At 46.5% G+C, this 26,190-nt stretch carries 24 protein-coding genes; 18 read left to right on the plus strand and 6 right to left on the minus strand.

From position 1 onward, the window contains the following. The first annotated feature begins 269 nt into the window (after nucleotides 1-269). From WFI24_RS05110 to WFI24_RS05120, 3 genes are all read left to right on the plus strand, one after another. A complete protein-coding gene (locus tag WFI24_RS05110; protein ID WP_336759251.1) occupies nucleotides 270-437 on the plus strand; it encodes a hypothetical protein in 168 nt (55 codons plus the stop codon). A gap of 207 nt (nucleotides 438-644) precedes the next feature. After that, a complete protein-coding gene (locus tag WFI24_RS05115) occupies nucleotides 645-1,349 on the plus strand; it encodes a hypothetical protein (protein ID WP_307414655.1) in 705 nt (234 codons plus the stop codon). Between the two features lie 151 nt (nucleotides 1,350-1,500). Next, nucleotides 1,501-2,472, plus strand: coding sequence for a helix-turn-helix transcriptional regulator (locus WFI24_RS05120; protein WP_336759253.1), 972 nt, complete (start codon nucleotides 1,501-1,503; stop codon nucleotides 2,470-2,472). Nucleotides 2,473-2,539: 67 nt separating this feature from the next. On the opposite strand, the gene WFI24_RS05125 is transcribed toward WFI24_RS05120, so the two are convergent. Continuing rightward, nucleotides 2,540-3,211, minus strand: coding sequence for a 3'-5' exonuclease (locus WFI24_RS05125; protein ID WP_336759254.1), 672 nt, complete (start codon nucleotides 3,209-3,211; stop codon nucleotides 2,540-2,542). Nucleotides 3,212-3,750: 539 nt separating this feature from the next. On the opposite strand from WFI24_RS05125, the gene WFI24_RS05130 reads away from it, so the two are divergent. Then, entirely contained in the window at nucleotides 3,751-5,556 is a 1,806-nt protein-coding gene (locus WFI24_RS05130; protein WP_336759256.1) for an FAD-dependent oxidoreductase, read from the plus strand. A gap of 374 nt (nucleotides 5,557-5,930) precedes the next feature. Continuing rightward, nucleotides 5,931-7,715, plus strand: a complete 1,785-nt coding sequence (locus WFI24_RS05135) for a proline--tRNA ligase (protein ID WP_336759258.1) — start codon at nucleotides 5,931-5,933, stop codon at nucleotides 7,713-7,715. Nucleotides 7,716-8,284: 569 nt separating this feature from the next. On the opposite strand, the gene WFI24_RS05140 is transcribed toward WFI24_RS05135, so the two are convergent. The 3 genes from WFI24_RS05140 to WFI24_RS05150 form a co-directional block, all read right to left on the minus strand. Beyond that, a complete protein-coding gene (locus WFI24_RS05140) occupies nucleotides 8,285-10,084 on the minus strand; it encodes a 5'-nucleotidase C-terminal domain-containing protein (protein ID WP_336759260.1) in 1,800 nt (599 codons plus the stop codon). A gap of 181 nt (nucleotides 10,085-10,265) precedes the next feature. Continuing rightward, nucleotides 10,266-10,682, minus strand: coding sequence for an ImmA/IrrE family metallo-endopeptidase (locus tag WFI24_RS05145; protein WP_336759261.1), 417 nt, complete (start codon nucleotides 10,680-10,682; stop codon nucleotides 10,266-10,268). A 42-nt stretch (nucleotides 10,683-10,724) separates the two neighbouring features. Further along, nucleotides 10,725-11,168: a helix-turn-helix domain-containing protein gene (locus tag WFI24_RS05150; RefSeq protein WP_145320688.1), complete on the minus strand. Its 444-nt coding sequence runs from the start codon at nucleotides 11,166-11,168 to the stop codon at nucleotides 10,725-10,727. Between the two features lie 795 nt (nucleotides 11,169-11,963). On the opposite strand from WFI24_RS05150, the gene WFI24_RS05155 reads away from it, so the two are divergent. From WFI24_RS05155 to WFI24_RS05185, 7 genes are all read left to right on the plus strand, one after another. Continuing rightward, entirely contained in the window at nucleotides 11,964-12,446 is a 483-nt protein-coding gene (locus tag WFI24_RS05155) for an ArpU family phage packaging/lysis transcriptional regulator (RefSeq protein ID WP_336759262.1), read from the plus strand. A gap of 262 nt (nucleotides 12,447-12,708) precedes the next feature. Next, entirely contained in the window at nucleotides 12,709-14,376 is a 1,668-nt protein-coding gene (locus WFI24_RS05160) for a GAF domain-containing sensor histidine kinase (protein WP_336759263.1), read from the plus strand. A gap of 18 nt (nucleotides 14,377-14,394) precedes the next feature. Further along, complete coding sequence (locus WFI24_RS05165; RefSeq protein WP_336759265.1) at nucleotides 14,395-15,129, plus strand: response regulator transcription factor; 735 nt, start codon at nucleotides 14,395-14,397, stop codon at nucleotides 15,127-15,129. A 185-nt stretch (nucleotides 15,130-15,314) separates the two neighbouring features. Further along, the gene (locus tag WFI24_RS05170) at nucleotides 15,315-15,890 is read left to right on the plus strand and encodes an NADPH-dependent FMN reductase (protein WP_215080022.1); all 576 of its coding nucleotides are present in this window, start codon (nucleotides 15,315-15,317) and stop codon (nucleotides 15,888-15,890) included. A 52-nt stretch (nucleotides 15,891-15,942) separates the two neighbouring features. Next, entirely contained in the window at nucleotides 15,943-16,401 is a 459-nt protein-coding gene (locus tag WFI24_RS05175; RefSeq protein WP_336759269.1) for a VOC family protein, read from the plus strand. Beyond that, nucleotides 16,398-17,033, plus strand: coding sequence for a VOC family protein (locus tag WFI24_RS05180; RefSeq protein WP_336759271.1), 636 nt, complete (start codon nucleotides 16,398-16,400; stop codon nucleotides 17,031-17,033). Before WFI24_RS05175 ends, WFI24_RS05180 begins: the two co-directional genes overlap by 4 nt. A 344-nt stretch (nucleotides 17,034-17,377) precedes the next feature. After that, on the plus strand, nucleotides 17,378-18,337 hold the full coding sequence (locus WFI24_RS05185; RefSeq protein ID WP_440131252.1) for a hypothetical protein: 960 nt from the start codon (nucleotides 17,378-17,380) through the stop codon (nucleotides 18,335-18,337). A gap of 108 nt (nucleotides 18,338-18,445) precedes the next feature. Here the strand turns inward: WFI24_RS05185 and WFI24_RS05190 are convergent, their stop codons facing one another. Then, nucleotides 18,446-18,928: a hypothetical protein gene (locus tag WFI24_RS05190; RefSeq protein ID WP_336759272.1), complete on the minus strand. Its 483-nt coding sequence runs from the start codon at nucleotides 18,926-18,928 to the stop codon at nucleotides 18,446-18,448. 346 nt (nucleotides 18,929-19,274) lie between these two features. On the opposite strand from WFI24_RS05190, the gene WFI24_RS05195 reads away from it, so the two are divergent. Next, nucleotides 19,275-21,125 carry a DUF4127 family protein gene (locus tag WFI24_RS05195; protein ID WP_336759273.1) on the plus strand — a complete coding sequence of 617 codons (1,851 nt, stop codon included), beginning with the start codon at nucleotides 19,275-19,277 and terminating at the stop codon, nucleotides 21,123-21,125. 4 nt (nucleotides 21,126-21,129) lie between these two features. On the opposite strand, the gene WFI24_RS05200 is transcribed toward WFI24_RS05195, so the two are convergent. Next, nucleotides 21,130-21,474 carry a YfjL-like protein gene (locus WFI24_RS05200; protein WP_336759274.1) on the minus strand — a complete coding sequence of 115 codons (345 nt, stop codon included), beginning with the start codon at nucleotides 21,472-21,474 and terminating at the stop codon, nucleotides 21,130-21,132. Nucleotides 21,475-21,911: 437 nt separating this feature from the next. Here WFI24_RS05200 and WFI24_RS05205 point away from each other — a divergent pair, with 437 nt between their 5' ends. The 5 genes from WFI24_RS05205 (at nucleotide 21,912) to WFI24_RS05225 (ending at nucleotide 26,011) form a co-directional block, all read left to right on the plus strand. Next, nucleotides 21,912-22,835: a hypothetical protein gene (locus WFI24_RS05205; RefSeq protein ID WP_336759276.1), complete on the plus strand. Its 924-nt coding sequence runs from the start codon at nucleotides 21,912-21,914 to the stop codon at nucleotides 22,833-22,835. A 446-nt stretch (nucleotides 22,836-23,281) separates the two neighbouring features. Next, the gene (locus WFI24_RS05210; protein ID WP_017690177.1) at nucleotides 23,282-23,482 is read left to right on the plus strand and encodes a hypothetical protein; all 201 of its coding nucleotides are present in this window, start codon (nucleotides 23,282-23,284) and stop codon (nucleotides 23,480-23,482) included. Beyond that, on the plus strand, nucleotides 23,482-24,945 hold the full coding sequence (locus WFI24_RS05215) for a phage tail sheath subtilisin-like domain-containing protein (protein WP_336759277.1): 1,464 nt from the start codon (nucleotides 23,482-23,484) through the stop codon (nucleotides 24,943-24,945). The genes WFI24_RS05210 and WFI24_RS05215 overlap by 1 nt, the downstream gene beginning before the upstream one ends. A gap of 49 nt (nucleotides 24,946-24,994) precedes the next feature. Further along, entirely contained in the window at nucleotides 24,995-25,402 is a 408-nt protein-coding gene (locus WFI24_RS05220; protein WP_036611426.1) for a phage tail tube protein, read from the plus strand. Between the two features lie 174 nt (nucleotides 25,403-25,576). Next, on the plus strand, nucleotides 25,577-26,011 hold the full coding sequence (locus WFI24_RS05225; RefSeq protein ID WP_017690174.1) for a phage tail assembly chaperone: 435 nt from the start codon (nucleotides 25,577-25,579) through the stop codon (nucleotides 26,009-26,011). Nucleotides 26,012-26,190: the final 179 nt, after the last annotated feature.

Raw genomic sequence — 26,190 nt, forward strand, 5'->3', positions numbered from 1 at the left:
ATACGGCTCTTACATTATACGTCAAAACCGGGACGATGGGTTCAAGATGATATCGTTTTATTACCCGAAATATTTAAAATTATTTATAGTAAGAGCTGTTTAGCTTATAAATCTGTGGGGTAATAGTAGGATAGGCAGCACACCGGACCGTTTTAACACATCTTATACTTCAGTTCCGGGTGCATGCTATTCACAAATACGCAATTTAATGAACGATACCAATATATCCGATTGAATATAAGATCGTGAACATGAAGGAGTAGAAACATATGTATACAGCAGATCAGAACACATCAACCAAAACAATTATGATCACTGTTAACGGAGAGCCAGTGGGACGTAAGCTGGTCATTGACAGTGTCACCTATGCTCCGGTAACCGAAGCAGGTAACACACAGAATTTACAGAAAATGGGAATCGACCATCCTACTGTTTAATTTGGGACTTGTCATAGATAAGTGATTGAAAAGCTTGGCATAGCGCCAGGCTTTTTCGTCGTTTATTGTCGTATTGAGACGGATTTAGGGATATAAAACTAATATATTGGAAAAATTTAATGAGAACGTGTGTTCCGTGACAATATAGTGTCCATTCACCCTGATAACTTAGAAGATAATACATATAAATCGGGGGAGAGACTACCAGTGAACTCAGTCTTTGAAGTATCTTATTCGTGGAATAAAGAGGCCATACCGACAGGGGGAGCCGACCCCGTATATATGATGGTAGAGTGGCGTAACGGTGCCCCTGCCAAAAGACTTAGGAAAATAGCACCCAAAATTGTATCAAGAGATTTGGAACTTTTGCTCAAACCGGAATATGGAGTACAGCTAAAAGGTATCTATGGATGTCGTTCCAAAGAAACGGATATTGGCTGGGTACTGAGGCTTGGCGATATGTACAAGGGGGAAAGTAAGCAAATTTTGCTTGAATTCGTCATGGGACCCCGTGTATCAGGAAAAGCTGCCGTATGTTCAGCCTATTGGAGCACAAGGAAGTTGAAGCAAAGTCAACGCGTATTGTTACGAAGAGAACAGTTGTATATTCAGTACACCAGTCATCTGGGCATGTTGCGACAGCCGGAAGATCCCAAGGTGGAGAAGACGATCAAATTAAGTGAAACGGTGCCCTTGATCAAACAAGCCCTGCGCGCCTACGAAAGAGGCCGGGTTCAAGAGGGAAGTAATATGTTGCGTCGTCATGCAGATGCGTTGTTAATTGAAGCTGCGCGGAAACAGGATCTGGACTATTACGCGGAAGCCGAGATCGTTGAAAAGCTGCGTTATCACTACGGGATCACGTTTACAACCGGATATCATGATCGTGAAAAAAAGATATTAGGGGAATAGGGTTGATTTCAGATGGTAACGGTATAGAGAGAGTCTACATATTTGAAGGTGAAGTTTAGGAGAAGGTCGAATGTATGTATCAATATCATATTAAACAATGGATGGAGTTGTATCAAATTTATTGAAACAACATCGTGGAGGGTCCGGCAAAATGACTGACCGACTAATCCGATTAATGCGCATTATAACGCTGGTACAGGCCAAGCCGGGCATTCTGGCACGTGAGCTTGCCGAGCGATGCGAGACGACGGAAAGGACGATATACCGCGACATGGAGGCCCTCAGTGCAATGCATATCCCGATCGCCAATATGGGACACGGGCAGGGGTACATGTTTATCAGCCAGTTTGCCATGTATCCGCTAAATTGGTCTGATGAAGAAGCCCAAGCTTTCATGCATCTTGCTGAAGTTATGGAGAATATTCGTCCTTTGCTGAAACCTGCTTTTGAGAGCGCTTATGAGAAAGTGGTTGCTGCGAGTCAGAAAAACAAAACAGAACGAGTGGAATGGTCGGAGCATATTAGTAGATTGTTTAAACTGGGATTGCCTGCATGGCAAAATGAGAGAAATGATCCGCAGAATCAATCTCTAATTACCCTGCTTCATGCCGGCATTTCACAGAACACCATTGAAGGGGAATATCTGTCTCAAGGTAAAAAAGGGATCGTACGCATAGATCCTTACTGTCTTATCCCTCGCGAGTACAGATTTGAGCTGTTAGCGTACTGTCACCTGTCGGAGAAACTTCGAATTTTTCAGGTAAGCCGGCTGCAGAGGATACGAATATTGCCACGCACGTTTCGCAAAGAGGATCATCTCATACAATCGCACTTCCGCATTCCTTGGGCATACGAGGGAAGTACGGAGTGGACAGCGTTCAAAATTCGATTTGCACCCCATGCTGTGGAGCGTGTGATGCAGGAGCAATTCTGCATAAGCCCCATCTTAACCATTGAACCGGAAGGCAACCTGTTATTTGAAGCTATATTAAGTGATGTTGAGGAGATTCTCGTATGGGTATCTAAATATGGACCTGATGCGGAGATCATCGAACCTGAGATCTGCCGCATCAGGATGAAAGAACGCCTGAACAGTTGGCAACAAATGTACGACAGAAATTGAGATTTGCATGCAATCTGAAGCAATAACACAGATGTTAGAACACCAATAAATTCAGAGCTGTGGCTGGCTACTCTTTGGTTTTGAATAGGCTTGCCAGATTGCCAAAAGGTGATTCTTTCTCTTCATCTTCTGTGGAGCTTGAATAGACGACCTTGGATGTAATGCCCTCATCATCCGCTGCACAATTGTATTCTAGCGTGAAACGATCAAATTGATGCATGAACACCTTGGCTGTATTGATGGCATCATCCAAGGCACGGTGCTGGGTACCATCGAATTCGATGCCGCAGATTTCAAGAGCCTGCGCGAGTCCGAGCTGACGGAACTTGCCTTCTTTGCGAACGGTGCGGGACCATTGCTGCTGGAGATCGTTATGATTGGTAATCCAGGCCACATCGAGCTGGTGGGTACGACAATGAGAGATTAGTTTACTACGGTCATCCGGTCCCCAGGAACACATGTAATAGGATTCGCTTCCCATCCATGCGATGAATTGATTCAGTGCTGCTGGAAAAAGAGGAGCTGCATCAATATCTTTCTGCGTGATGCCTGTGAACTGGATCGTGTCGGTAGACAGGACGGATTTGTTGGAAGGACGAACGTACGTATGGAATGTATCTGTAACGGCCAATCCATCCGCACTTTCCGTAACTTTGACGGCACCGATATCAATAATTTCGGAAGAATAGCGAGTATTGCGGCTTACTGTGAATTCAAGATCATATATAATATATGGCATAGGACAAGCTCCTTTATCAATTAATACCCAGGGTATCTTTCTATTCCTCTATATTACAGGGAACGTGCTGTCATGTCAGCCATCGATGTGGAATTCATTGTAATCGGGATGAATGAAGCGTCTAAGTGTTTAATTATCTCTCTAATGCATTTCCGGTTTTGGTAAGTCTTTACTTCACAAAAAGTGGTCGTTATAATGAGGAAAGTTAGGAACTTTCCTATGTTTTTTGTCTGTATTTGTGGCAACATAAAAGTAGAATTTTCCGTTTTATTATCAAGACTTCCTAACACAGTATAAACTGTTAGGAGGTTTTTTGTTTTTACAGTGTACTCATGTGGAAAGGAGAGAAAGGTAGTCTTTGTTGGTAAAGCATAAAGTACATATGGAGGTTTATTTCTTTGATTAGTAGAAAATTTAAAATAACAGCAATTACAGCTAGTTTGTTTTTTGCTTTGATATGTGTTGCATATGGTGCATTCTATATTTGGAACAAGAATTATAAATTTAATAATAATTATGTATGGCAGCCTTTGGAGGACGTGCAATCTACACTAAATCTGAAAGATTCCTATAACGTTATTGTAGCTGGAACGGATCCGGAAGGTATTACTGCTGCCTTATCAGCTGCTCGTAATGGGATGCGTGTATTGCTGGTGGAAGCAAGAGACCGCAACATGTTGGGAGGATTGTTGACCGAGGGTGGCCTTAATACGCTGGATCTAAATTATTCCCCTGAACAACCGAAGTTATTGAGTAGTTTGCGGCAGCCTGACTTTTTGAACAAAGGTATTTTCCAGGAATGGTTTGACCAGATCGAGGGTAGTTCATTTGATACCAATACAGCGGCTAACATTTTCTATAGGATGGTTCGTTCTGAACCTAATATTGACCTGTTGATGAATGCTAAGGAATTAGTTCCCCTTACTGAACAATCTACGGGAGATCACACGACAATAACGGGTATGAGCATAACTAAAGAAGATGGAACAATTGTTCAGATCTCAACCCGCTCCATCATTGATGCGACGCAAGATGCGGATATTGCAGCCGCTGCAGGAGTTCCATACTCCATAGGCAGACAAGATATTGGAGATGGTAAATCCAAAATGGTCTCTACGCTTGTATTCAAGCTAAGCGGTGTTACAGATGAGGTATGGCAAAAGTTTAGGGAAAGAGAGGGAACCGGGGTTGATAAGATGAGTGCTTGGGGGTACGGTGATGCTCGACAATATGAATCCTCCAATCCACAACATATTAAGATTCGCAGTCTGAATATCGGAAGACAAAATGATGATACAATCTTGATTAATACAATGCAAATCTTTGGGGTAGATCCGTTAGATCCGATATCTGTGAAAGAAGGTCTGGAAATCGGGCGTAAAGAAGCCCCACTAATTGTTGATTTTCTGAAGAAAAATTATGATGAATTTGCAGGGCTACAATATGCTGGAACAGCGGATGAGCTTTACGTGAGGGAGTCACGTCACATCTATGGTGAGTACCGATTAACATTGGCTGATGTCATGGAAAATCGTGATCATTGGGATGCCATTGGATACGGTTCATACGATATTGATATTCAGAGCACGAGTGTTGGAAATCCCGGCACGATTATGTTGAGTCCGATTCAATATGGTGTACCCTTTCGCTCGCTTGTACCGCTAAAGGTTGACGGTTTGCTCGTCGTCGGACGTGCAGCAAGTTATGATACCATTCCACACGGTAGTGCAAGAGTTGTCCCACTGGGAATGGCAGAGGGAGAAGCAGCAGGAGCGGCGGTGAAGCTGGCATATATCCATAAGGAGTCCTTCCGCGAACTTTCAGCTTCTAAAGAGCGAGCATTTGAACTACGTAAGATGCTGGAGAATCAGGGTATGGATCTGAAAGTACATCGTTTCGAGCAGCCTGATTATATGGAGCATAAGGATTACAAGGGATTGCTGGCTGCAGCGAGTATGTATATGACTTCAGGCAATTATAATAACGATGGTTGGGAACTGGATAAAGGAATGAATCCAGAACGATTTTTAAGTAAATTGAAAAGAATGCAAGCGATGTATCCAGAAGCCTACACAGGCAGTGCCGATCAAGCTCTAGCAAGTATGGAGAATGCCTCCACCCTGCCTTTAACGTTGAATCAGGCTGCGTATATGTTATGTCTGACCATGGGATCTTCAGAAATGGAAACATCACTTGAACAGGCACTTGCTCAATTGCAAACGCAAAACTTTATAAGTGAGAACACGCTTGCTGGCATTGCTGACAAGAACAGTCTTACAAATGGGGATGCGTTTATGCTCATACGTGATGTAGTGGAATATTATTCTGGGGTTGTATTCGACTAACTGGTTGACAATTTCTTGTAAATGAACTAATGTGGTCAAAAATGATAACAGCGTTATACCGAGGACATGATTGTGATGGTCAGCTTCAACAGAGAGGGAACAGTGTGGTGCAAGGTTCCTGTGGCTGCTTCGTAATTCCTACCTCGCGAGCTGCGGAAGAGAATGCCCATGCAGGGTTGCAACCTCCGCCGGAAGGGCCCGTTATGCTCCGTAGGACTGCATGTCACAGATCGCATAGATTGCGAGCGAACGGTTTAATGTGCAGTTAAACAAGGGTGGTACCACGACACATTCGTCCCTTGACGGATGTGTCTTTTTGCTGTTTATAACTTTAGATAACCAATAACAATAAGAAAAATTAGGAGTGTGTTCAGATGCGTCAAAGTGAAATGCTTGTTCCAACATTACGTGAAGCGCCAGCGGAGGCAGATGCGGCAGGACATCGCTGGTTACTGCGTTCCGGTATGATTCGCCAATTGGCGGCGGGAATTTACAGTTATCTGCCCCTCGGACGGCGTATATTGCTGAACGTTGAACGGATCGTTCGAGAAGAGATGGATCGTGCGGGGTGTCAGGAAGTATTGCTGCCGATTATGCAGCCTGCCGAGTTATGGGAAGAATCCGGAAGGTACACACAGTATGGTCCTGAATTGATGCGTCTGAAAGATCGTCATGCACGGGAATTTGCCCTTGGACCAACACATGAAGAAGTCGTAACCGCTTTAGCGCGGGACGAGGTGAGCTCGTATCGCAAGCTGCCATTCACCCTGTACCAGATCGGAACCAAGTTCCGGGATGAACGCCGTCCTCGATTTGGATTGCTGCGCGGACGAGAATTCATCATGAAGGATGCGTACTCTTTTGCTTCGGATTGGGAAGAGCTTGACCGTACCTATCAGGCGATGAATACAGCTTACAGTCGAATTCTGGAGCGTTGTGGTCTTGACTATATCCGTGTTGAGGCGGACGCGGGCACGATTGGCGGTCAAGGAGAAACACACGAGTTCATGGCTCTGGCTGACGTGGGCGAAGACACGATTGTAACCTGCAAGCATTGTGGATATGCTGCAAACTTGGAGAAAGCTGATTATCAGACTTTCAGAGATATTGGGGAAAAAGAAGCAAGCTTGGAAGTTCCAGCCGACTCTTCGAGTGCAGAATCCGGGCTTCAAACGGATGAACATTCAGGAGAGGAAACCGTAGTACGTATCTCGACACCTGGCGTTCGTACGATTGCAGAGTTAAGTTCCTTTGTAGGTGAAGGTGCTGAACAGATGATCAAGACGCTACTTTATGTTGCAGATGGTCAGCTCGTCGCTGCGCTTGTGCGTGGAAATCATGAATTAAATGACATCGCATTGAAGCAGGTGCTTGGGGCAGAGGAACTGATCCTTGCAGACGATGCAGCCATTGCGGCACATCCAAATCTGAAGGTAGGATTCCTGGGTCCAATTGGACTAAATCTGCCGATGGTGGTGGACGCTGACGTGGCAGTGATGAAGAGCGCAATTACAGGAGCCAATGAAGTGGATATACATGTTTCTGGCGTACGCCCAGGCATTGATTTTGCATTGGAGCGAGTAGAGCGAATTCGCTTTGCTGCCGAAGGGGATGCTTGCCCAACGTGTGCATCGCCACTTGTGTTTACCAAAGGCATCGAGGTTGGACACATATTCAAATTGGGAACGAAATACAGTGATGCCATGGGGGCCTCCTTCCTGGATCGTAATGGTCGCCAGTGCGCGCCAGTCATGGGATGTTACGGAATTGGCGTATCCCGCCTGATGGCTGCGATAGCTGAACAATATGCAGGAGATGAAGGCATAAGATGGCCTGCCGCTGTGGCGCCATATGATGTGCATCTGATTACAGTGAGCTGGAAGGATGAGCAGCAACGTCAGCTCACCCTTGAACTGGAACAACAATTGGTCGAGGGCGGTTACACGGTATTGGTGGATGACCGGGATGAACGTCCAGGTGTGAAATTCAAGGATGCAGAGTTGATTGGCTTGCCTATACAGATCGTTATTGGTCGAGGGGCAGCAGAAGGGCAAGTTGAACTGGGATCACATGCGCTTGCAGCATCAGGTGAATCGAAACGAATGGGGATGACGGCACAGGAGGCTGTGCTTTATGTGAAGGAACAGCTCACTTCCTAAATTCAGGGGATCTTCTAATTATATGAGTTCACATAATAGTACCGGTTATCATGCGGTAGATGATTTTGATTGCTGAAATTCCAATGAGAGCAAGAAAAAGAGGGCTATAGGCATATAAAAAAGGCAGGATTTTAAGTATCGTATCATACGAAATAACTACATTCGGGTAGTTGTATTCAGTATACAAATGATTTTATGATTAAGGGTTTAAAGATGATCGTACTCAGGCTGATTGATGTGCAAGTATGCAATAATGAGAAGACAGAGATGTCGAAATTAAATGTGCAATAACCGCATGAACACGGTAATTCTGGAGAGTTTTTATATAGTTCGTTGTCGAAGGCAAATGATAAAGTTGGTCCATGAAGTCCTCACTGGGATTTATTTTTATCTCAGATGATTGTCAAGATTAGCAGGATATGTCCACAGAGAATGTTCATGTACCTGATGTGGATTGCTGTTTAAGAATAATATACAAAAGGGTGTCCCTGTAACCAGTAAACTGGCTTGGGGGACACCCTTTTTGTTATGACAAGATAGATCCGTTATGCTGCTGCTCTGTATTGATCTTAAGAAGCTGCAGGCAATTTCAATTGTTGCCCCGGATAGATCCAGTGTGGATTTTTGATATTGTTCAGCTTTTGCAGTGCCTGCCAAGTTGTGCCGTATTGTTTGGAGATGGAATACAGGGAATCTCCGGATTTAACAACGTGCAGTTTGGCTGGAGCTGGTTTGCTTGGCGACGGTTTAGACGGTTTTTCCGGTTTTGGTGTTTCTGGTTTTGGCTTGGTTGGAGCTGGTGTTTCGGTTGCCGGAGTTTCCGGCTCTACTGCAGGTTTTTTCGCTTCACTGATCCGACCATCTGTTTTGATGTCTACAGCGCCAAGCTTCTGCATGTAGTTGATCAACGCTTCATCCAATGCGCCGTACATACCTGTTGTAGCATATTTGGTGAACATGGTGTACTCGTCACCGCCAACAGCAGTGAAATCATTGGTTGCCAGCGTGTATGTTGCTTCCGGATCAAGGGCTTTATCGCCAACGGTTACGGAATGTACACGGCTACCTTCTGCAGCGGAAGTGTCGATTTTGAACTTGATTCCAGATACTTGCGGGAATCCACCGCTTGGTTCAGGGTAGGAACCTACACCGACTTCAAGGGCTGCCAGAATATCGGACCCTTTCACTTCAAGGGTTACCACTTGATTACCAAAAGGAAGCACAGTGATAACATCACCTTTGGTTACGATACCTTTTTCAATGGAAGCACGGATACCACCACCGTTAGTCAGTGCGATATCGGCGTTGCTGACATCACGAATGGCATCTGCAAGCAGGTCACCCAGGTTGGTTTCACCTGCACGTACCTGTTCACGCTTACCATCCAGTAGAATGGCTGTGTTGGCTACTTCTTCTTTCAAAATAGGCTCTTGTTCTTTTTGAATGGAGTTCACGAGAGCCGCGACTTTCTCATTCGGTTTGATGTCTTTTGCTTCAGTTTCATCAATCAAAGTAGCTTGTTTCTTCGTTACTTTACCACCGTCTACCCACAGATCGATGACACCTACGTAGTTAGTGTATTCTCCTGCACTTGCGATCAATGTTCCGTTATCGGACACAAGACCGTCCTGCAGTATAGTGTGGCTGTGACCATCAATGAATACATCGATGCCAGGAACTTCTTTAACGACTTTTAAACTAGTATCCGTGCTGGACGCATCTTGTCCAATATGTCCCAATACCACAACAACATCTACTTTGCTGCGGATCTCGTTCACCAGAACTTTAGCTTCGGCAGATGGATCTGTAATATCAAGACCTTCTACGTTTTTCGGATTCGTCTTGTACAATGTTTCCGGTGTAGTCAAGGCGATGATACCGATCTTCACGCCGTCAACTTCTTTAATGAGATAAGGATCGAAGAGACGTGTTCCGTCCTTTTTCTTCACATTGGCACTTAGCATTGGGAAGTTCATCATGTCTGCCAATTCGATCAAACGATCCGAACCATAGTTGAATTCGTGGTTACCCGGTACGATGGCCTGGTAGCCCATTTCATTCATGACTTTCACGATGCTCTCACCATTAACAAGAGTGGCAAAAGTTGTACCATGCACAGCATCTCCAGCATCGAGCAAGAGTGTGTTCGGGTTGTCGCTACGATATTTGTCAGCGATTCCAGCTACTTTGGCAAAACCCATAGCAGGTGAAGATTCAACTGCACGGGCATGCGTATCATTTGTATGTAGAATTGTAATGTGTTTGCCTGTGCCCGAAGTGGTGTCCGTTGCAGCCGCGGCAATACCTACATTGCCAAACAGCAAACAGACCGTTAGCAGAAGTGAAACGTAATTCTTCCAGATTTTCATATGAATCCGAAACCTCCCAAAATAATAATCTAATTGAGCGTTTACACAGCTCATGTTGTATTTTAACAGACTAGTATGTGGAAATCTCGCGATTTACGTAAAAATAAGTAACCTGAAAGTGACATGTAAATCTTTGAATGGAAAATAGAGAAAAAATAATCCTGTAAAAGAACATATGTTCTTAAAAGGTGTAAAAAAAATGCTGCGCTTCACGCGGCAGTCCGGTACGTAAACAGAATTTCTCCAAAGATTCATCCGGTTCAGGCATCACGCCGGACGTTAACAATTGAATGGCAAAACGGTTAGCCTGTCGTTCCAGCTTGCCTGGAGCAAAATAGGAATGCTCCTCCAGAAAGAATCGATTGATTCCTTTATGAAGCCGATCATGACCAAGCTCATGGGCACATACGAACCGCTGCCATTCCGGCGGCAAATCATTGTGTATGACGATAAACCTGCGCCGGAGCTTCCGAAAGTACAGTCCTTTGGTGGACTTCCCCAAATTGGTGAAACGAATCTGTATTCCAACCGCGCGGGCAATGCTGAAAGGGCAGTTGGTCCGGTGTTTTCGAATCAGCTTTGTTACGATGTCATCCATATGATCTCACCTGCTGCCTCATTAAATTCAGTTTGTCGTGCCTCATGGGCGCTTGTCCGATTCGTCTGTCTTTTTGCGTTTGTTCATCTGTTTGGCTTCCCAGAACAGACCTGTCAGCACATCCTTAATTCGTTTCTTGTCATCTTCATCGAGTGGAATGCCGTCAAACATCAGATCATCATCGTCTTCCAGCATCTTTTTGAAATCACGACGGTCTTTGTATGTAGCCCATTCCGGCACATCCTGAAGTTCAGTGGAACTCCCTGGTTCAATATAGCCAGCCTGTTTCATCATCTCTGTATAGGGAACCGAGAGTGCATCTGAGATTTTGCGGATGGTCGCAGGTTTGGGCACACCCCGGACCCCGTTTTCAATGCGTGAAATCTGTGAGTTGCTTATTCCGGCTGCTTCGGCGAGCTGATTGATGCTATATCCCTGTTGCTCGCGCAGTTGTTTCATATAAGGACCAAAAGCGTGCTCCACAATTCATGCCAACTCCTTCGATTCGTACAAGTGCTTGAATTATAAATTAAGAGAGCTCGTGCTGCACAGATCACTACGATGACAGAACTACCTTCCGATCGCTGTTATCCCCGAATTTCCTGAATGTATATCTTCATAGGTGGAATTTCGGTGATAAAGGCGAACGCTTCGCTTCTTCAGGTTCTTTCTGTCCTCTCCGTTAACGTGCATATCTAATCCAAATCTTAACTTATAAAAATCAAATGACTTGTACGGAAGTTCATTAATTAAACAGTACTATAACGTATATATACCATTAGGTAAAGAGATATGAAACAATTATGCCAAAAGGCATAGGAAATGAGAGCGAAGGTTTTATTTTATCGTCAAAACGAACCAAAATGAAGGTTTACTCCGATCTCCAGAAAGTGGTATCCTCAAATAGAAATACGAACAATATACGAACAAAATGTAAACTCGATACAGGTTTGAGTTTGGGGGAGTACCCTCCGAACAATGGAATTCCCCGGATTATAGCGGTTTGGATTGATTCCAAAAGGCAACAGTTAAAATTGAAGAAATGTCGTTACTTTTTAGGAAAACTGGACAACTCTATGAACTGAGAGCCTTTTGCTATCGTTCAAAAAAACGATGGCAAAGCAAGATAATGTGAACGATAGAGTGACTTGAATTGATTAATGAGAAGAAGTGCAGGAGATGAGATGGTTGCATGTTTAACTGGATTGTTCTGTCATCCAAGTGAACATGCGGAACCAATTGATATTCATTTTATAAAGAACACTAAAGGAGGAAATGATTATGGAATTAATGCTACCCGAATTGGACCGACGCAAAACGCAAACAGCTGTTGAAGCTGCACTGGAAAAATACCGAATCTATAAAACCATTGCATTTGAAGAACGAGAGGTTATGGTGACGGCAAGTTATGCCGAGCGTTTCCACGGTACAACCAATGTGACGGGGGATTCCACGGCGAGAACCGCGATCTTCAATGTGGACGTGCAGCGCGCGCGTCAGGCATACTGCGATACGATTGATTTTATTGTGTCCCGGTTGAGTGAGAAGGAACGTGTACTCGTATGTGAACGGTACTTGAAGGACGATGATGTATTTGATTATAAAGTGTATAACCATGTGTTTGATCCACCTGTCAGCAAGGATACGTATACGAAGATTCGTACACGTGCTTTCTACAAAATGGCGCTGGCACTGTCAGATCGCGGACTGATTAATATGGAGCCACTGTCAGTGTCCCGGAAAGAGCGGCAGAAGCTGGGCTAAGTGAAACAGGTAAGAAGTTGATCCTTTAATATCCAAGATGGATTGGTTACAATAGTTGAACAAACCACAGTTGGCATTAGGTCGTGTCTGAAAACTCGCTGAAGTGCATCTTTTACCGCCTTTTCGTCCCCTGCTGCGTCACTTTCCCTTGACGTGCCCCGGCACGCCTGCGAAAAATTTCCTTGCTTGGAACGAAAATTCAGCAAAATCTGCCTCCTTCGGAGTTTCCAGACTCGCCCTACCCAAAGGAGAGAAGTCTGCCATGTCGGAAGAACTCGGAATGCAGGAAATGATCACGCTGAAGACAATCGCGGAAACGCTCAATACATCTAATGACTTGAGTTTAATGTTGGATACCGTGGTCGGCAAGTTGCTGGAGTTAACCGGATTAACTGCTGGCTGGGTATTTCTCATTAATGAACGCGGAGATTATACCTGTGTCTCGGATTATAACCTGCCCCCTGCATTACTGCGGAACGATAAAGAGCCCATGCGAACGAGCACTTGCTGGTGTGTGAACCGTTTCAAGGACGGTCGACTGAATCATGCGGTCAACATCATTAACTGTAAGCGGCTGGAGGATGCGGTGGAATTACAATGGGGAGATACCCAAGATATAACCCATCATGCGACCGTTCCACTGCGATCGGGTGAGAAGATGCTTGGCCTGCTCAACGTTGCCGCACCCGCTAAGGAACATTTCAGCGACACCGAACTGGCATTGTTACAGGGCGTTGCCTATCAGATCGGTAGTGCGATGGAGCGGATGCGATTGTATCGCGCAGAGCAGCGACGGGCTGATCTGTATGCCAAGCTGGGGGAGTTCAGCGCCGCCTTGGGTCTGGCGGTCAACGAATGCAGTAATTCAGAGGCTTTGTCTTTAAAAGTTGTGCAGCTGCTGGGACAACAATATGACTGGCCTTTGGCAGCAATTATTCAGCAGAAAAATGGCGTATATACGGTGCAGGCAGCTTATGCAGGTGGCATCGTTCGGACGTTACCAAGTACGACTCTATCTTTGGAAGCAGCAAACCACATGAACCGAGTGATCAATAGTCACCGTGCTGCATCCCTGTCTGCAATAGAAATGACTGAGATTTTCACGGTGTGCGAGCCGGAGAAAACGATAAATCTCCTTACTTCGGGAATTGCTGCTCCGCTTCCGTATCATACGCCAGGGGAAACAGGAATTCTGGTGATTGGGGTAGGAACATCAGGTCTTATTCAGGCAGACCTTGAAGTGCTGGAGGCTTTGGCCGAGCATATTACGGCCTCGTGGGAGAGTCTGAAGCTGACGGAGAATCGCCGGGAACTGGCACGACTGGAAGAACGTAACCGATTGGCTCGCGATCTGCATGATTCGGTTAATCAGATTTTATTTTCACTATCATTAACTGCTAAAGGTGCGGAACGTATGTTATCCGGCTCCGAGCAGATGTACCCGGCAGCGGAAGCGATGAAGGATATTCGGGCTTTGTCTCAGGAGGCTCTCAAGGAAATGCGCGCATTGATTATGCAGCTTCGGCCCGCGGGACTGGAGGCAGGACTGCTCCGTGCTTTGCAGGAATACGGTACCAGCCAGGGTCTTCAAGTGGTGGTGGATCGAGCGGGAATGCGGTCTTTACCGCGTAATATAGAAGAAGCATTGTGGCGAATCGGACAGGAGGCATTGAATAACGTCCGCAAACATGCGGGTGTTTCAACTGCTGAGGTCATCCTCAAATTAAATGATCATGAAGTGATGCTCACCGTAACGGATCATGGAATAGGCGGTACGAACAGGCCAAAAGCATCGTCTGGAAGCTCACTGGGCCTGTCCATTATGAAGGAACGGGCGGAATCACTCGGGGGTAGGTTAGAAATAGTTAGTTCTTCCCGCAAGGGAACGACAGTAACGGCAGTCATTCCGCTTCCGTTCGAATCTGTATAAAGTCTGGGGGAAGAAGAGATGCCGATTACCATTTTGCTCGCAGATGATCATGCGATGGTGAGACGAGGGCTGCACGTTTTTTTGACAACGCAGCAAGATATGAAGGTTGTTGGTGAAGCCTCGAACGGGCAGGAAGCACTGGAGCAGGCGGAAGTGTTAAAGCCTAACGTGGTATTAATGGATCTGCATATGCCGGTCATGGACGGAATTGAAACAGCCCGGCGTATGCGTACGTTAATGCCAGAAACACGAATCATTGTGCTCACATCGTTTTCCGATCAGGATCATGTGGTTCCGGCTGTTCGTGCAGGAGTGAAAGGGTATCTGCTCAAGGATATTGAACCGGAGGATCTGGCCGTGGCCATTCGCAATGTGCATGCGGGTCAAGTGGAACTCCATCCTGCGGCTGCAGGTCAATTGATGCATGTGATGGCTTCATCCGATTGGTCCATCAATGAACAGCAACCACAGCATATACCCACAGATCGGTCAGTAGACAGTCAATATCAAGAGCCAAAGCAGGCTGGAAAATCAACTGAAACGTCCTTTGGTGGTCCGGATATGCTCACTCGTCGTGAACAAGAGGTCTTGGGACTGATTGCTCAAGGGCTGAGCAACAAGGAAATTGCGGTTCAATTGGTGATCACAGAGAAAACGGTCAAAACCCATGTCAGTCATCTGCTGGATAAACTGGGACTGGCGGATCGGACGCAAGCGGCTCTTCATGCGGTAAGAAACGGCTGGGTCGTTTGAGCAATTCCGACATATTCTCAACCTTAAGTCGTATAAACTCAACCTAAAGGTTGAGTTTTTTGGTATTTCAAGATAAGTCTATCTGCTGACGAATTAGCAGAGGAAGAAAGGTAAGATAAGAGTAGAAATAACAGATCGGTTGGAATATGAGAGTTGAAGTATTAAAAACAAGGAGAGTGACTTTGATGAATATCGTCATTTTGGCAGGCAGTAATCGGAACAATGCAACCAGTACACGTTTGGGAGAGTATGCTGTGGAAATTATTCGAGGACAGGGACACCAGGCCAGCCTGTTTGATCTGTATCAGACGCCCCTTCCATTTTACGCACCAGATGAGAAACAAGCAGACCATGAACATTTGGCAGACCTGAATACACGTATGCTCGCGGCAGATGCCATCATCCTGTCTACACCAGAGTACCATGGGAGTATTAGCGGTGTGCTCAAAAATGCACTGGATCACCTGAGCCAGGCTCATTTCAGTGGCAAGCCCGTCCTGTCCATCAGCTCCTCTGGTGGAGCGGTGGGGGTAAGTTCGCTTTTACAACTGCAAGCGATTGTTCGCAATCTGCATGGCATCAATGCGCAGGAGTGGATATCCATTGGTGGTGCACAGCGCAGACGATTCGAAGCGACATTTGACGGATACGAAGAGTACGAAGGCAGTCAGGATATAGAGGACCGCGTTCAGCGGGTCATTGGATCATTTTTGAATCTGGCTCAGACGTTAACGAATGCGCGGAACTCATCGATGAGCTAAGAACGAACGCAAGCGACGGCGAAAATGGGAAAAGGAAAAGAGGTTGAGCATCATGATTACAGGCATATTTGAAACACATTTGAACGTGACCGATCTGGAGAAATCTCATCATTTTTATGAAACGGTCTTGGGTTTACCCCATGCCTATGGGCAGAAAGAACGTGGAAACTCCTTCTACTGGATAGGTGGAAAAGGCAATGCCATGCTGGGATTGTGGCAAAAGGAACCTTCCGAGGTGAAGCGTCAACACTTTGCTTTTCATGTATCTCTGGAAGATATGAGACATGCGGTGGCTCACTTGGAGAACAAAGGGATTAAGACACACAACTTCCTGGATGATGATATCGGTGAACTGTACGTCTTCGGCTGGATGCCTGCGGTATCTGTATATTTTAACGATCCAGATGGTCATTCGCTTGAATTCATTGCTATGCTCCCGGATGAAGCAAAGCCTGGGCTTGGCATGGTGCCATGGAGTCAGTGGGAGGAGATGCAGGAGAAGACCGTATGATGATCGAAGAATTACAGTTATATACAACACGGCTGGAGGACCTCAAGCATTTTTATCGCGATACGTTGGGAATGGAGGTATCCAGTGAGACAGATCAGGCTTTCAACCTTCAGGTTGGAAGCACAAAGATGATTTTCAAACCGTGTGAAACAGATCATGAGCCCTTCTATCATGTGGCCTGGTTGATTCCGACAAATCGGTTCAAGGAAGCGAAGCAGTGGGCTGCATCACGTGTTGTTTTAAGTAGGGAAGACGATCGGGATGAGACGTACTCAGCTAATTGGGACTCTCATTCTGTCTATTTCGAAGATCCGGCAGGCAATATTATCGAGCTGATTGCTCATCATCGTATTCAGAACGAGAGTGACCATGACTTCTCCAATAAAGATATATTACAGGTGTGTGAGATTGGCCTGGTAACGGATGATGTTCTGTCTACGGTGAACGAGCTTCAGCAGATTGGACTTGAGCGCTGGGGTGAGGTTAGTGAAACTTTTGCCCCTGTTGGGGATGTGCATGGTCTGTTTATTGTGGTCAGGAAGGAACGGACGTGGTTTTTCTCTACGCAAAAAGCACAGATCTATCCGCTAGAAGTGTCTATTCGTGACGTGGGCAGGCTTCGAATGGGTTAAACTTCTCATTCCGGTGCAAAACGGACATATGTGGAGCATTTCCGTCATGTTATAGAAGTAAACGCTTTATTTATTCATTAGGATATATAAGTTGAACTAAATTTACACGATAACGGAGAGGACAGAAAAAACCTGAAAAAGCGAAGCTTAAAGCTTTCTGAAAGAAAGCTACTTCGTAAGCATAATCTCACATTTATCACCGGATTTTCCCTTAGGAAAGGGAATCGAAAAAAATCTGGGGATAACAGTGATTGGAAGGTTGTTCTGTCATCGTAGTGTCAGTGTAAATAATCTTTGTTCAACTTATATAGTTTCTCTGATGGGCTTACATATGATGAAGGGTGGTGGCAAGCTTGGATCGACGTTTATTGGAAGAAGGACTTGCGATTATTGTTTCCAGTCGGGAACGTACAGGAGATCTGTGGCACGCCCATTATGGGGCAGGTGCAATTGCGGCATATTTTTGGGTACGGGAAAATCGTCTCACTGCCCTTGCCGCCGGCAGTGTTACCGCCGAAGCAAAAGCCATGCTTCGCCAGCATGGATTGAGCCCTGGTCAGACCTCTCCGATAGGTGAGATGATGCCCATGGAAGATGCCGAAGCGCGTATTACGGACGCATTGCATCGAACCATTGGAGAGCTGCACTGGGTTGGACATCAGGCCATCTACGGGGCAATCAGCCTGAAAGCTATTCGCGAATTGGATGGATGGGGTACGGCGGAAGACATTGGCCGACTGGTTGAACTGATCGATTCGTTCGATCGAACCATCCCGGGAAGATCCTGGATGAATACAACCGTGAAAGAAATTCGCAGTCTGAAGCCGGAAAAGAGCGATGGTTTCCCTGAGATCGAAGATCCAACGCAGTTGTCACGCTTGATTCTGGATGAGCTTGGTGCGTTCCAGACCATCTATCACGCGGAAGCACATCATGATCTAATCGGTCATATGCTGACTTACGGACATGCGCTTAACATTTTATATGAATTGGGTTACCCGGCATTGTTTCACAAAGGTATTCCGCCTTTCCTGACCATGGTGAAGGCGCTACGCTTAAGCCGAGATGTGGACAGCGAACAGAAGATGCCAACACTGCAATCCCCTGTAGATCTGCTGCCACTAGCACGAGCGGAAAGGTCGGTGGCGCTGCCCCATGAACTGGAATACTGGCTCACCGATAGACGGTCCCGTGACTGGTACGGAGGTCATGTATTCAAATTCCCGTTCAGCTTCTATCATCATGCGAAGAACGGGGAGCCTGTACCGGAAACATGGGAGAAATTTCGTTATATCATCGCGTGAGATAAAACATACATTTCAGAAGGGGTGTCCGTCAGTCATGAGTTTGACGGAGGACATCCCTTTTTGGCATTATTCTGGTCTACCGAATCGTGAGCAGCCTGCATCTTTTTAACGGGGCCAAATTTCAAGGATAAACAGAATCAAAATGACTCTGGACACCAGCATGTATGGTGATTTTCGTATAGGCTGACGCGCTGCCCATATTCCCCAGGAACTCATAAGTGCAATACTCCCCCAGAACATCGATAAGGAAACGCCTTCGGGTGTAAATGGAAAGGATAGCTTGGGCAGTCCTGTGTTGCCAGCCCCAAGAAGAACAGTGGTCATATAGACGAGCGCAAGGAACAGCAGCTTGAAGAGCAGGGTTTGCAGCCAGAAATAATAGATGTTTAACACTCGAAGCATGATTACTGTGATCAGGATAAACAAGATGCCCACGGATAAGAATGTTGCCGCGGTCCATCCAATGAGTGATGTCGTTATAACATCTGTTTCCTGATATAAGAGGTACATCGCCAACGCATACATAACGGGGCCCGCCATATAACTGGTGACAGCAATCCAAAGATAAAAGAAATGCCTTTTTTTCATGATCATATCCATCCTTTATTGTACATAGGATTTGAAAAGCTGCTTATATCATATAAACATCATCAGGAATGGTTTGGTTGGATTATCCGGCAGGAGTTTCTCGCAAGAAACCGACTTTTAACCGCTGTGAAGGCGTCAGCAAATAGACTTTATCCGTACGGATTACCGTCAGCGCGAGTGGGAAAAGGCGGTAAAATGGTATTATCGGATCAGCAGCAAGGAAGACACACCGACAGCTCATACGCTAAAGTACGAACCGGCCATGGGGCCGGTTTTTTAATTCGGTGATTGCCTCCTTGCCCTGATCGGGTAATAAGACTAATTAGATAACAGGAGGCTACGTGATATGAAAACAGTATTGTATGTTCCACTGGATGATCGTCCAGCGAATCTGGATGATGTGATTGTGCAAGGGAAAGCAGCCGGTATCCATATCGTTACACCGAACCTGAGTGATATTAAGAATCGTCTGGACTCGGAGAAAACCGTAGATGGCACAACGCTGCTCGGCACCTCCACGCCGGTGTATGGTAAACCGTCCAACATTCATGATTTTATTCTGAAACATGCTGCCAAAGTCGATGGATTTATTATTTCATCCGATATGCTCGCCTATGGCGGTCTGATTGGCAGTCGTCAGCTCCGCGAAGATGGAGGAGGTGGCTATCCGGAATATGATGATGAGACTACTCGTTTGCTGGATGTGATCCGGGTGATCAAGCAGAAATATCCACGCAAACCTGTATTCGTAATGGACACCATCATGCGTCTTGCCACGACCTCATTCGCAGATGGTTTGGCGCTTGATGCATATAATGAGTCCCGTGCGTTAATGCAGCAGCCACGTCAGACATACACCGAGTTTGAGGATATTATTCAAGGATATAACCTCTCTCCGGATGGGGTGGAATATGGGACAACGACCTATTTTGATAAAGAACAGTATTACAACACAAGACAACATAAATTCAAAACAAATCTGTACATTCTGGATCAGCTGGCTCGCACAGGTTATATCGATTTCCTCGCAGTTGGAGTCGACGATGCCAACACGCAGGGTGTTCAGATCAATGAAATCAAATATGTAGAAGCGCGGATCAATGAATGGTTGGGTGGAACCAATGGACAAAATCCGGATCGTGCCATCATCTTGCCGGATGCAGATGGTCTGGGGCACGCTTTGGTTGCTCGCATGGCTAACCAGTTGTTCCGAGGCGGGGCGAGGACACGTTACGCAGTGAAATATTTTGGTCCTCACGGCAATTCCATAATTAACACGTATGAATACATGGATGTACACGAGAATGTGGTTCGTCATGTGGATATTGTAGGTGGTGTGCTTGTAGCGGATTCGGCATATCCTGAACCGGATGTGGGGACGGATGCGATTGCTAGCGAGGAAAATGAACAGCTGGTGGCTGGTTCAGCCGAGCAAGTTGTCCCGTTTGACATGACCTCCGAACTGGATCGTATGACCAAGGGTCATCCGGGTAATTCCGGGGAGAACACAAGCATCGATATCGAGATTATTGCCATTACGGCTCTGGATCAGGTGCAGGCTGCGTTGGAGCAATTGACGCTGAATGGGGAGCAAGGCCTGCCTTCAGTCGTAATTGATTTTGTGGGTAAAGGACCAGCGAATGTCGATGTTGCTGAAGCGTTGCTAAATAGTCCATATACTGGACGGGTTCTGGGTTATAGTGCCTGGAATACGCCGGGCAACAAGATCGGTATTGCTGTAGGTATGGGGCAGTCCAGGTACGCGTTGATCACAACAGAGAAGCATGAGCATAAGTTGCGAGATGCGATGAACGCGCATGGCTCGTTGTTGTTTAAGCGTTTCCTGAAGGATTACTACTACAAAGCGGTAGCGATTGCTGAGATCCGCACATATTCCCGAGCCCATGCGCTCTATACCAACGTGGCTACCCTTTCGGATCAGAATATGTTGCTGTTCAACTCTGAGGAAGACTATGCCCATTTGCAAACATTGCTGCGTGATTTGATGCAGACTTATACCACGGCGCTTGCGAATAAAACAGCCTTCCAGACAGGCAATGTGGCGATTAAGCAGATCTGTAATGACGAATTGTCCTGTGCGACGTATGGCAGTGCGCTGCTGGAATATGCCAATCCCGATTTCATCTGGGGCCGTGCATTTGAGATCACATTGAATCCGAAGGTTACGCTGAACTAAACTGTTATCTCACCATGGGCTCCTCATGTTTGGGATCATCACTGGTATGACTGTACTGCTTAATCTCTCCATTTTTAAAAATGATGTATTGATACTTCGCTTCCAGTTCATCCGCGAATGTTACTGAGGCACCGTAAGGTGCTTCAGAGCTTTTTGAAGAGTAAGTACCTTTTACTTCGATAAGCTGTTCGGGTGAGTAACCTTTCTGTTCAATCAGGTAAGTGGTTACCTGTTGTTCAGCATCATTTTTCTTGAGCGGATTACCAAACAGTCCGAAGTAGGCCCAGCAGGATATCCCGAGTATAAATGCTAAGACAGCAAGTGAAGTAATCTTGAATGTTTTACTCATAGATATTTCTCCTTCTTTTACGTAAGCGATAATGAATTTGATAATGAAATATTAATGTATTTGGATAAATTTATCAATTTGTTGATCTTGATCTTAATGCTTACTTAGGTATCCTTTAATGGATGATTCCAGAATCGTCTTTTTTCCACCCCAACGACTCCCTTAATCGCACCGAAGTCGTACGGAACACCATCCGCGCTAGGGATGAAAGGGTGTAAGATTGTATTATCGGATCAATAGCAAGGGACGCACCGAAAGCACATACGCTAATGTACAGACCGGCCAGGTGGCCGGTCTTTTTGATGCGGTGAAGTAGTCCCTGCAAGGGTTCGGTAGTCATTCAGACGCTGTGTTAAAGGGGGATTCTACTGCTGCTTGCATATCGCTGCAATATGCGGGCAGATCTCAAACTTGCAGCCAAAGGGGGCGAAATGAATGTGTCTATGAGAAATGAGATTAGCACTGCCATGAGCATCAGTACATTGAGTACGCTCATTAAAAAAACGCTGAAACAAAAGCTCGCTGTACTTGTTCCAGATTGGGACGGTCGTGTGCAGGATGTTCCAGCGTCAGGCGAAATGCTAACTGGGCCTTGTGCAGTCGTTACGTTTGCTGAAGAGGTGCCGAAGTCTTCCTGGGCAGGATATCGACGGATCATTAAAATCTCACCATACGCCCGTCCGGAAGATGGTGGCTCTGAACAAGTGGAAGCTTGGTCAGCCGATCTAATCGAAGGATTGCACCAGGTCAGGTTGGTAGATGAAGTAGGCGGGGCCTTCACCTGCATCTATCTGGGTTCTTCAGATAGTGATCGGGTGGATGCCGGGTCAGGACTGGTTACGCGTAGCCTGCGATTTGGCGTATATGTTCCCGAAGGTCGCACGGAAGCTACGGCTGAAAAAGGAGACTCCTGGCTGGATGCGCTTCAAGGCTGGACACAGCAGGAACTTGGCTCGAACTGGTCGGTGTATGGGGATGTCTGGCCCGGTGGATACGATATGCCGTCTGTGTTATGGCGATTGGCCGGATGCAGCACGTCTGTGGCGGGCACTTCGGCATTGGAGGTTCGACAACAGTGGATGGGGCATGTGCTCACCGATCATTCAGTGCTAACACGCTATACCGTTACTCGGTTGGTCGAGCAACTTGCGGTCCAAGCTCGTCTTGCCGTCAATGAAACGGGGAGCGAAGAGCACGAAGGTAATACGCGATATATCACAGTGGATGAAGTCACGGCAGATCTGCAGACGGATGCCTATCTGAATGGTCAGATTCGCCTGACGTTGCAACAGCGGATTCGTCGTCCAGGTACGAATGTACCTTTGATTCGAGAGATTCATCATAGCAAGGGTATGGAGTAAACGTTAGTCGAGAGGAACCTTCTATTAGAGGTTGTTCAAAAAGCCCGCTTTTGATTACAAAGGATGCCTAACGGCATCATCAGCATCGAATATGGAATTCAGCCGAAATGTCCGTTGCTCACGTAGTTTTCCCTACGCTCTGCTACTCCATTTCTAACTTCATCCCATCTTCTCGGTACTGAAAACCGATCTTTTTGAACATGCACTTTTAAGAGTGGTTCCAGATTATAGCTTTGAGTAGATTGCTTTAGCTTCAACATTATAGCTTCAAATTCATAGGTTCATAGGATCAAAAATTCATAGATCAAACTTAATGGTCAGATTCCAAGATTGAATTTAAAAATTTTGCTTCAAGCTTGTAGCTCATAGCTCGGTAGCTCGGAAATCATAGCGATAAGATCAATGTTTCACGAAATTAGTAGTCCAACAAATGAGGTGAGATGGCCATGGCAAGCTCAGTGAAAAAAAGCAAACAGACAGCTCCGCGGTATACAAGGGCCGAACTAATGAATCATGCAGAAGCCCTCTTTGCCGTTAAGGCAGAGGTGCTGTACGGTGCGCTGTACGAAGCAGCGCAAGAGACGTTTTCCATTGAAGAAACGCAGGAACGAATTAACCAATTTATGAAAGCGAAGGTGAAGGGATAATGGCAGGTGGAACTTGGGAGCAAACGAATCGTCCGGTCCTTCCGGGCTTATATATGAATTTTCAGGCGGCAGCATCCTCGGCCATTCAAGCGGGTACGCGGGGAACGGTCGTTGTGCCAATCAAGGCCAACTGGGGTCCGGTGGGGACTTTTGTTGAAGTAGGGAGCGAAGCTGCGATTGAACGTATCTATGCGGCGAATGTGCTGGACAACGGTACGGCGTATACATCCTTGAAGCTCGCCCTGTTGGGTGGGCCGAAGAAGTTGCTCGCTTATCGTGTAACAAGTGCTGCGGCCAAAGCAGCTACGCTTACCTTGAAGGACGGAAGTGACGCCAATGTGCTGCAACTGGATGCGAAGTATCCGGGGGATCGTGCGAATGGATTCTATGTTACCATCCAGCCGGGTGTTATTGATAATACGAAGCATGAAGTGCGCCTTTTTGAAGGTAACCGCATGTTGTATGCGCTCCTGACAGCGGATATTACAGCAGCTTCTCTGGCAAAAGAGATTAACGCGGATGAACAAAATGTCTGGGTAACGGCGCAGGCGATTGGCGATGGTACTGGCGTAGTTGCTACCGTTTCGGGTGCGGCATTCAAAGGCGGTGTAAGTGGCAACGATGACCTGACCAATGCAGAGTACATTGCAGTACAGGGTGCGCTGGAAGGGGAGCAATTCGACGTCTTGGCTTTGGATCAGGCGGCTGATGCACCTCTGCTTGCGAGTTTTGCGGCATGGGTGAAACGTGTGCGTAGTGAAGGCAAACCGGTGGTGGCCGTATTTGGCGGTTCCGCAGCGGACGACACCTCTGCTACAGCAGCACAAAAAGCAGCAGCACGTTCGCTTACGCTCAACCATGAAGGTGTGATTAATGTCGGTACAGGCGTGCGCCTTGGGGATGCATTCTTCAGCTCGGCGGAAACGTCTGCCTATGTTGCAGGACTGATCGCCGGACAACGTCTGAACCAATCCACAACCTATGCAGCTACTCCGTTCGATGACGTGACACGTCGCTGGACGCGGGCAGAACAGGAGCAGGCAGTACAGAATGGCGTATTTATTTTCTTCCACGATGGACGCCAGGTGAAGGCACTTCGCGGTGTAAACACACTGGTAACTCCGGCCGCTGGACAGAATAATGCGTGGAAAAAAATCCGTTCCATTCGTGTATTGGACGCGATCAACACGGATCTGCAACGTTCCGCGGAAGATACGTATATCGGTAAAGTGAACAATACCGAAGAGGGTCGTCAGGCACTGATTAGTGCCATGAAGGCCTATTTGGCGTTGCTCGCACAGAGCAATGTGATTGAAGCTGACGGTTATGATGTCATTCTCGACCCGGCATATTACGGCGCGGCACCAGTTCTCAAACCGGAAGCAGATCAAGTATTCCTGCAATGGAATGTGAAGCTGACGGATGTAATGGAGCAATTGTTTGGTACATTTTACGTGCAATAAGGTTGTGTGGAAGGAAAGAACTGTTTTTTAATTTTAAGGAGGAAAATATATGTTGGATGCGTCAAGAGTAATTCTCGGTACCCATGGTCAGCTGCATATCGATGGTGTGTGGCAGACAAACATTAACAAGTTGGAGGCGAGTGTGGAGATTGAAAAGCGTGAGCTGAACCTGGTCGGTAACGACTGGAAGGTGCACAAAAACGGCGCGAAAAAAGGAACAGGCACGATGACGGGCTACAAAGTCACTTCCGATATGATCCAGCGCGGCTTCACCAAATTCGAGATTATTTCCAAGCTGAACGACCCTGAATCGTATGGACACGAGAGCGTTTTGCTGAGAGGTTGCATGGTGGATAAAATTCAGCTTGCCAACTGGACAGCGGGTGAGGAAGTACCGGAGGAAACGGGCTTTACGTTTGAAGGATTTGAGTTGCTGAATCCGATTGTGGCGAACTAAGCTTTGAAATACACACGTTATTGAGCTGGTTTGCTCAAGCGTGATTGCATAGTTACTTCATATAATATGGACACCAATGCAGGCCGAGATGATCTCGGTCTCTTTGTTGTCTCTACAGGCTTGGAAGCTGTCATAGATGAACCCATTAGTGAAATAAGAAGGAGATAACGCCCAATGAGTATGAATGAAAATATGTCCGAAGAACAGATTTTGGATCAGTTGTTTGAAGCCGCAGAACGTTTGCCAGAGGAGAATGTACGCATTCAGCGTCTGGATCTGCTGTTGACCTTGCGTGGACTGACGTCCTCCAAAGTGGATCATATTCGCGAACGCTGTACGATTCGAAAAACGACCAAAGGCCGCACCGAGGAAAAGGTGGATACCGAAACGTTTAACGCGCTGCTCATTTCCGAAGCAACGGTGAAATTGAAAGTCCGCAGCCTGGAATTGTCCGGCTGGGGGGACACCCGTATTACTGGCCGTATGAAGCTATCCGGTGGCGAACAGGCGGTACGTCGTATGTTGCTCGCGGGTGAATTGGATGCCGTAGGTGATAAAGTGCTGGAGCTGTCCGGCTTCGGTGTGGAGATTGAAGACCTAAAAAACTGATTCACTCCGGCGGGATGACCACGTTCCTGTATCATATGTGGGTGCGTCATCATCTCCGGCCCGGAGAGTTCTGGTCTTTGCCACGTGGGGAGCGCTCGCTGTTAATTGCGTTCTCGGAAGAGGAAATGTCAGCGATAACTTCGCAAATGAATCGATAACAAAATAGGGCAGGAGGTGAA

The sequence above is a fragment of the Paenibacillus sp. USHLN196 genome (assembly GCF_037144955.1).
GTDB lineage: Bacteria > Bacillota > Bacilli > Paenibacillales > Paenibacillaceae > Paenibacillus > Paenibacillus xylanexedens_C.

Coding starts and splice junctions, on each gene's coding strand:
- WFI24_RS05165 (WP_336759265.1), top strand. CDS start 14,395: ATGCCGATTACCATTTTGCTCGCAGATGATCATGCGATGGTGAGACGA.
- WFI24_RS05190 (WP_336759272.1), bottom strand. CDS start 18,928: ATGAAAAAAAGGCATTTCTTTTATCTTTGGATTGCTGTCACCAGTTAT.
- WFI24_RS05210 (WP_017690177.1), top strand. CDS start 23,282: ATGGCAAGCTCAGTGAAAAAAAGCAAACAGACAGCTCCGCGGTATACA.
- WFI24_RS05220 (WP_036611426.1), top strand. CDS start 24,995: ATGTTGGATGCGTCAAGAGTAATTCTCGGTACCCATGGTCAGCTGCAT.
- WFI24_RS05195 (WP_336759273.1), top strand. CDS start 19,275: ATGAAAACAGTATTGTATGTTCCACTGGATGATCGTCCAGCGAATCTG.
- WFI24_RS05215 (WP_336759277.1), top strand. CDS start 23,482: ATGGCAGGTGGAACTTGGGAGCAAACGAATCGTCCGGTCCTTCCGGGC.
- WFI24_RS05160 (WP_336759263.1), top strand. CDS start 12,709: ATGTCGGAAGAACTCGGAATGCAGGAAATGATCACGCTGAAGACAATC.
- WFI24_RS05125 (WP_336759254.1), bottom strand. CDS start 3,211: ATGCCATATATTATATATGATCTTGAATTCACAGTAAGCCGCAATACT.
- WFI24_RS05175 (WP_336759269.1), top strand. CDS start 15,943: ATGATTACAGGCATATTTGAAACACATTTGAACGTGACCGATCTGGAG.
- WFI24_RS05145 (WP_336759261.1), bottom strand. CDS start 10,682: ATGGATGACATCGTAACAAAGCTGATTCGAAAACACCGGACCAACTGC.
- WFI24_RS05120 (WP_336759253.1), top strand. CDS start 1,501: ATGACTGACCGACTAATCCGATTAATGCGCATTATAACGCTGGTACAG.
- WFI24_RS05110 (WP_336759251.1), top strand. CDS start 270: ATGTATACAGCAGATCAGAACACATCAACCAAAACAATTATGATCACT.
- WFI24_RS05225 (WP_017690174.1), top strand. CDS start 25,577: ATGAGTATGAATGAAAATATGTCCGAAGAACAGATTTTGGATCAGTTG.
- WFI24_RS05170 (WP_215080022.1), top strand. CDS start 15,315: ATGAATATCGTCATTTTGGCAGGCAGTAATCGGAACAATGCAACCAGT.
- WFI24_RS05135 (WP_336759258.1), top strand. CDS start 5,931: ATGCGTCAAAGTGAAATGCTTGTTCCAACATTACGTGAAGCGCCAGCG.
- WFI24_RS05155 (WP_336759262.1), top strand. CDS start 11,964: ATGGAATTAATGCTACCCGAATTGGACCGACGCAAAACGCAAACAGCT.
- WFI24_RS05140 (WP_336759260.1), bottom strand. CDS start 10,084: ATGAAAATCTGGAAGAATTACGTTTCACTTCTGCTAACGGTCTGTTTG.
- WFI24_RS05200 (WP_336759274.1), bottom strand. CDS start 21,474: ATGAGTAAAACATTCAAGATTACTTCACTTGCTGTCTTAGCATTTATA.
- WFI24_RS05180 (WP_336759271.1), top strand. CDS start 16,398: ATGATGATCGAAGAATTACAGTTATATACAACACGGCTGGAGGACCTC.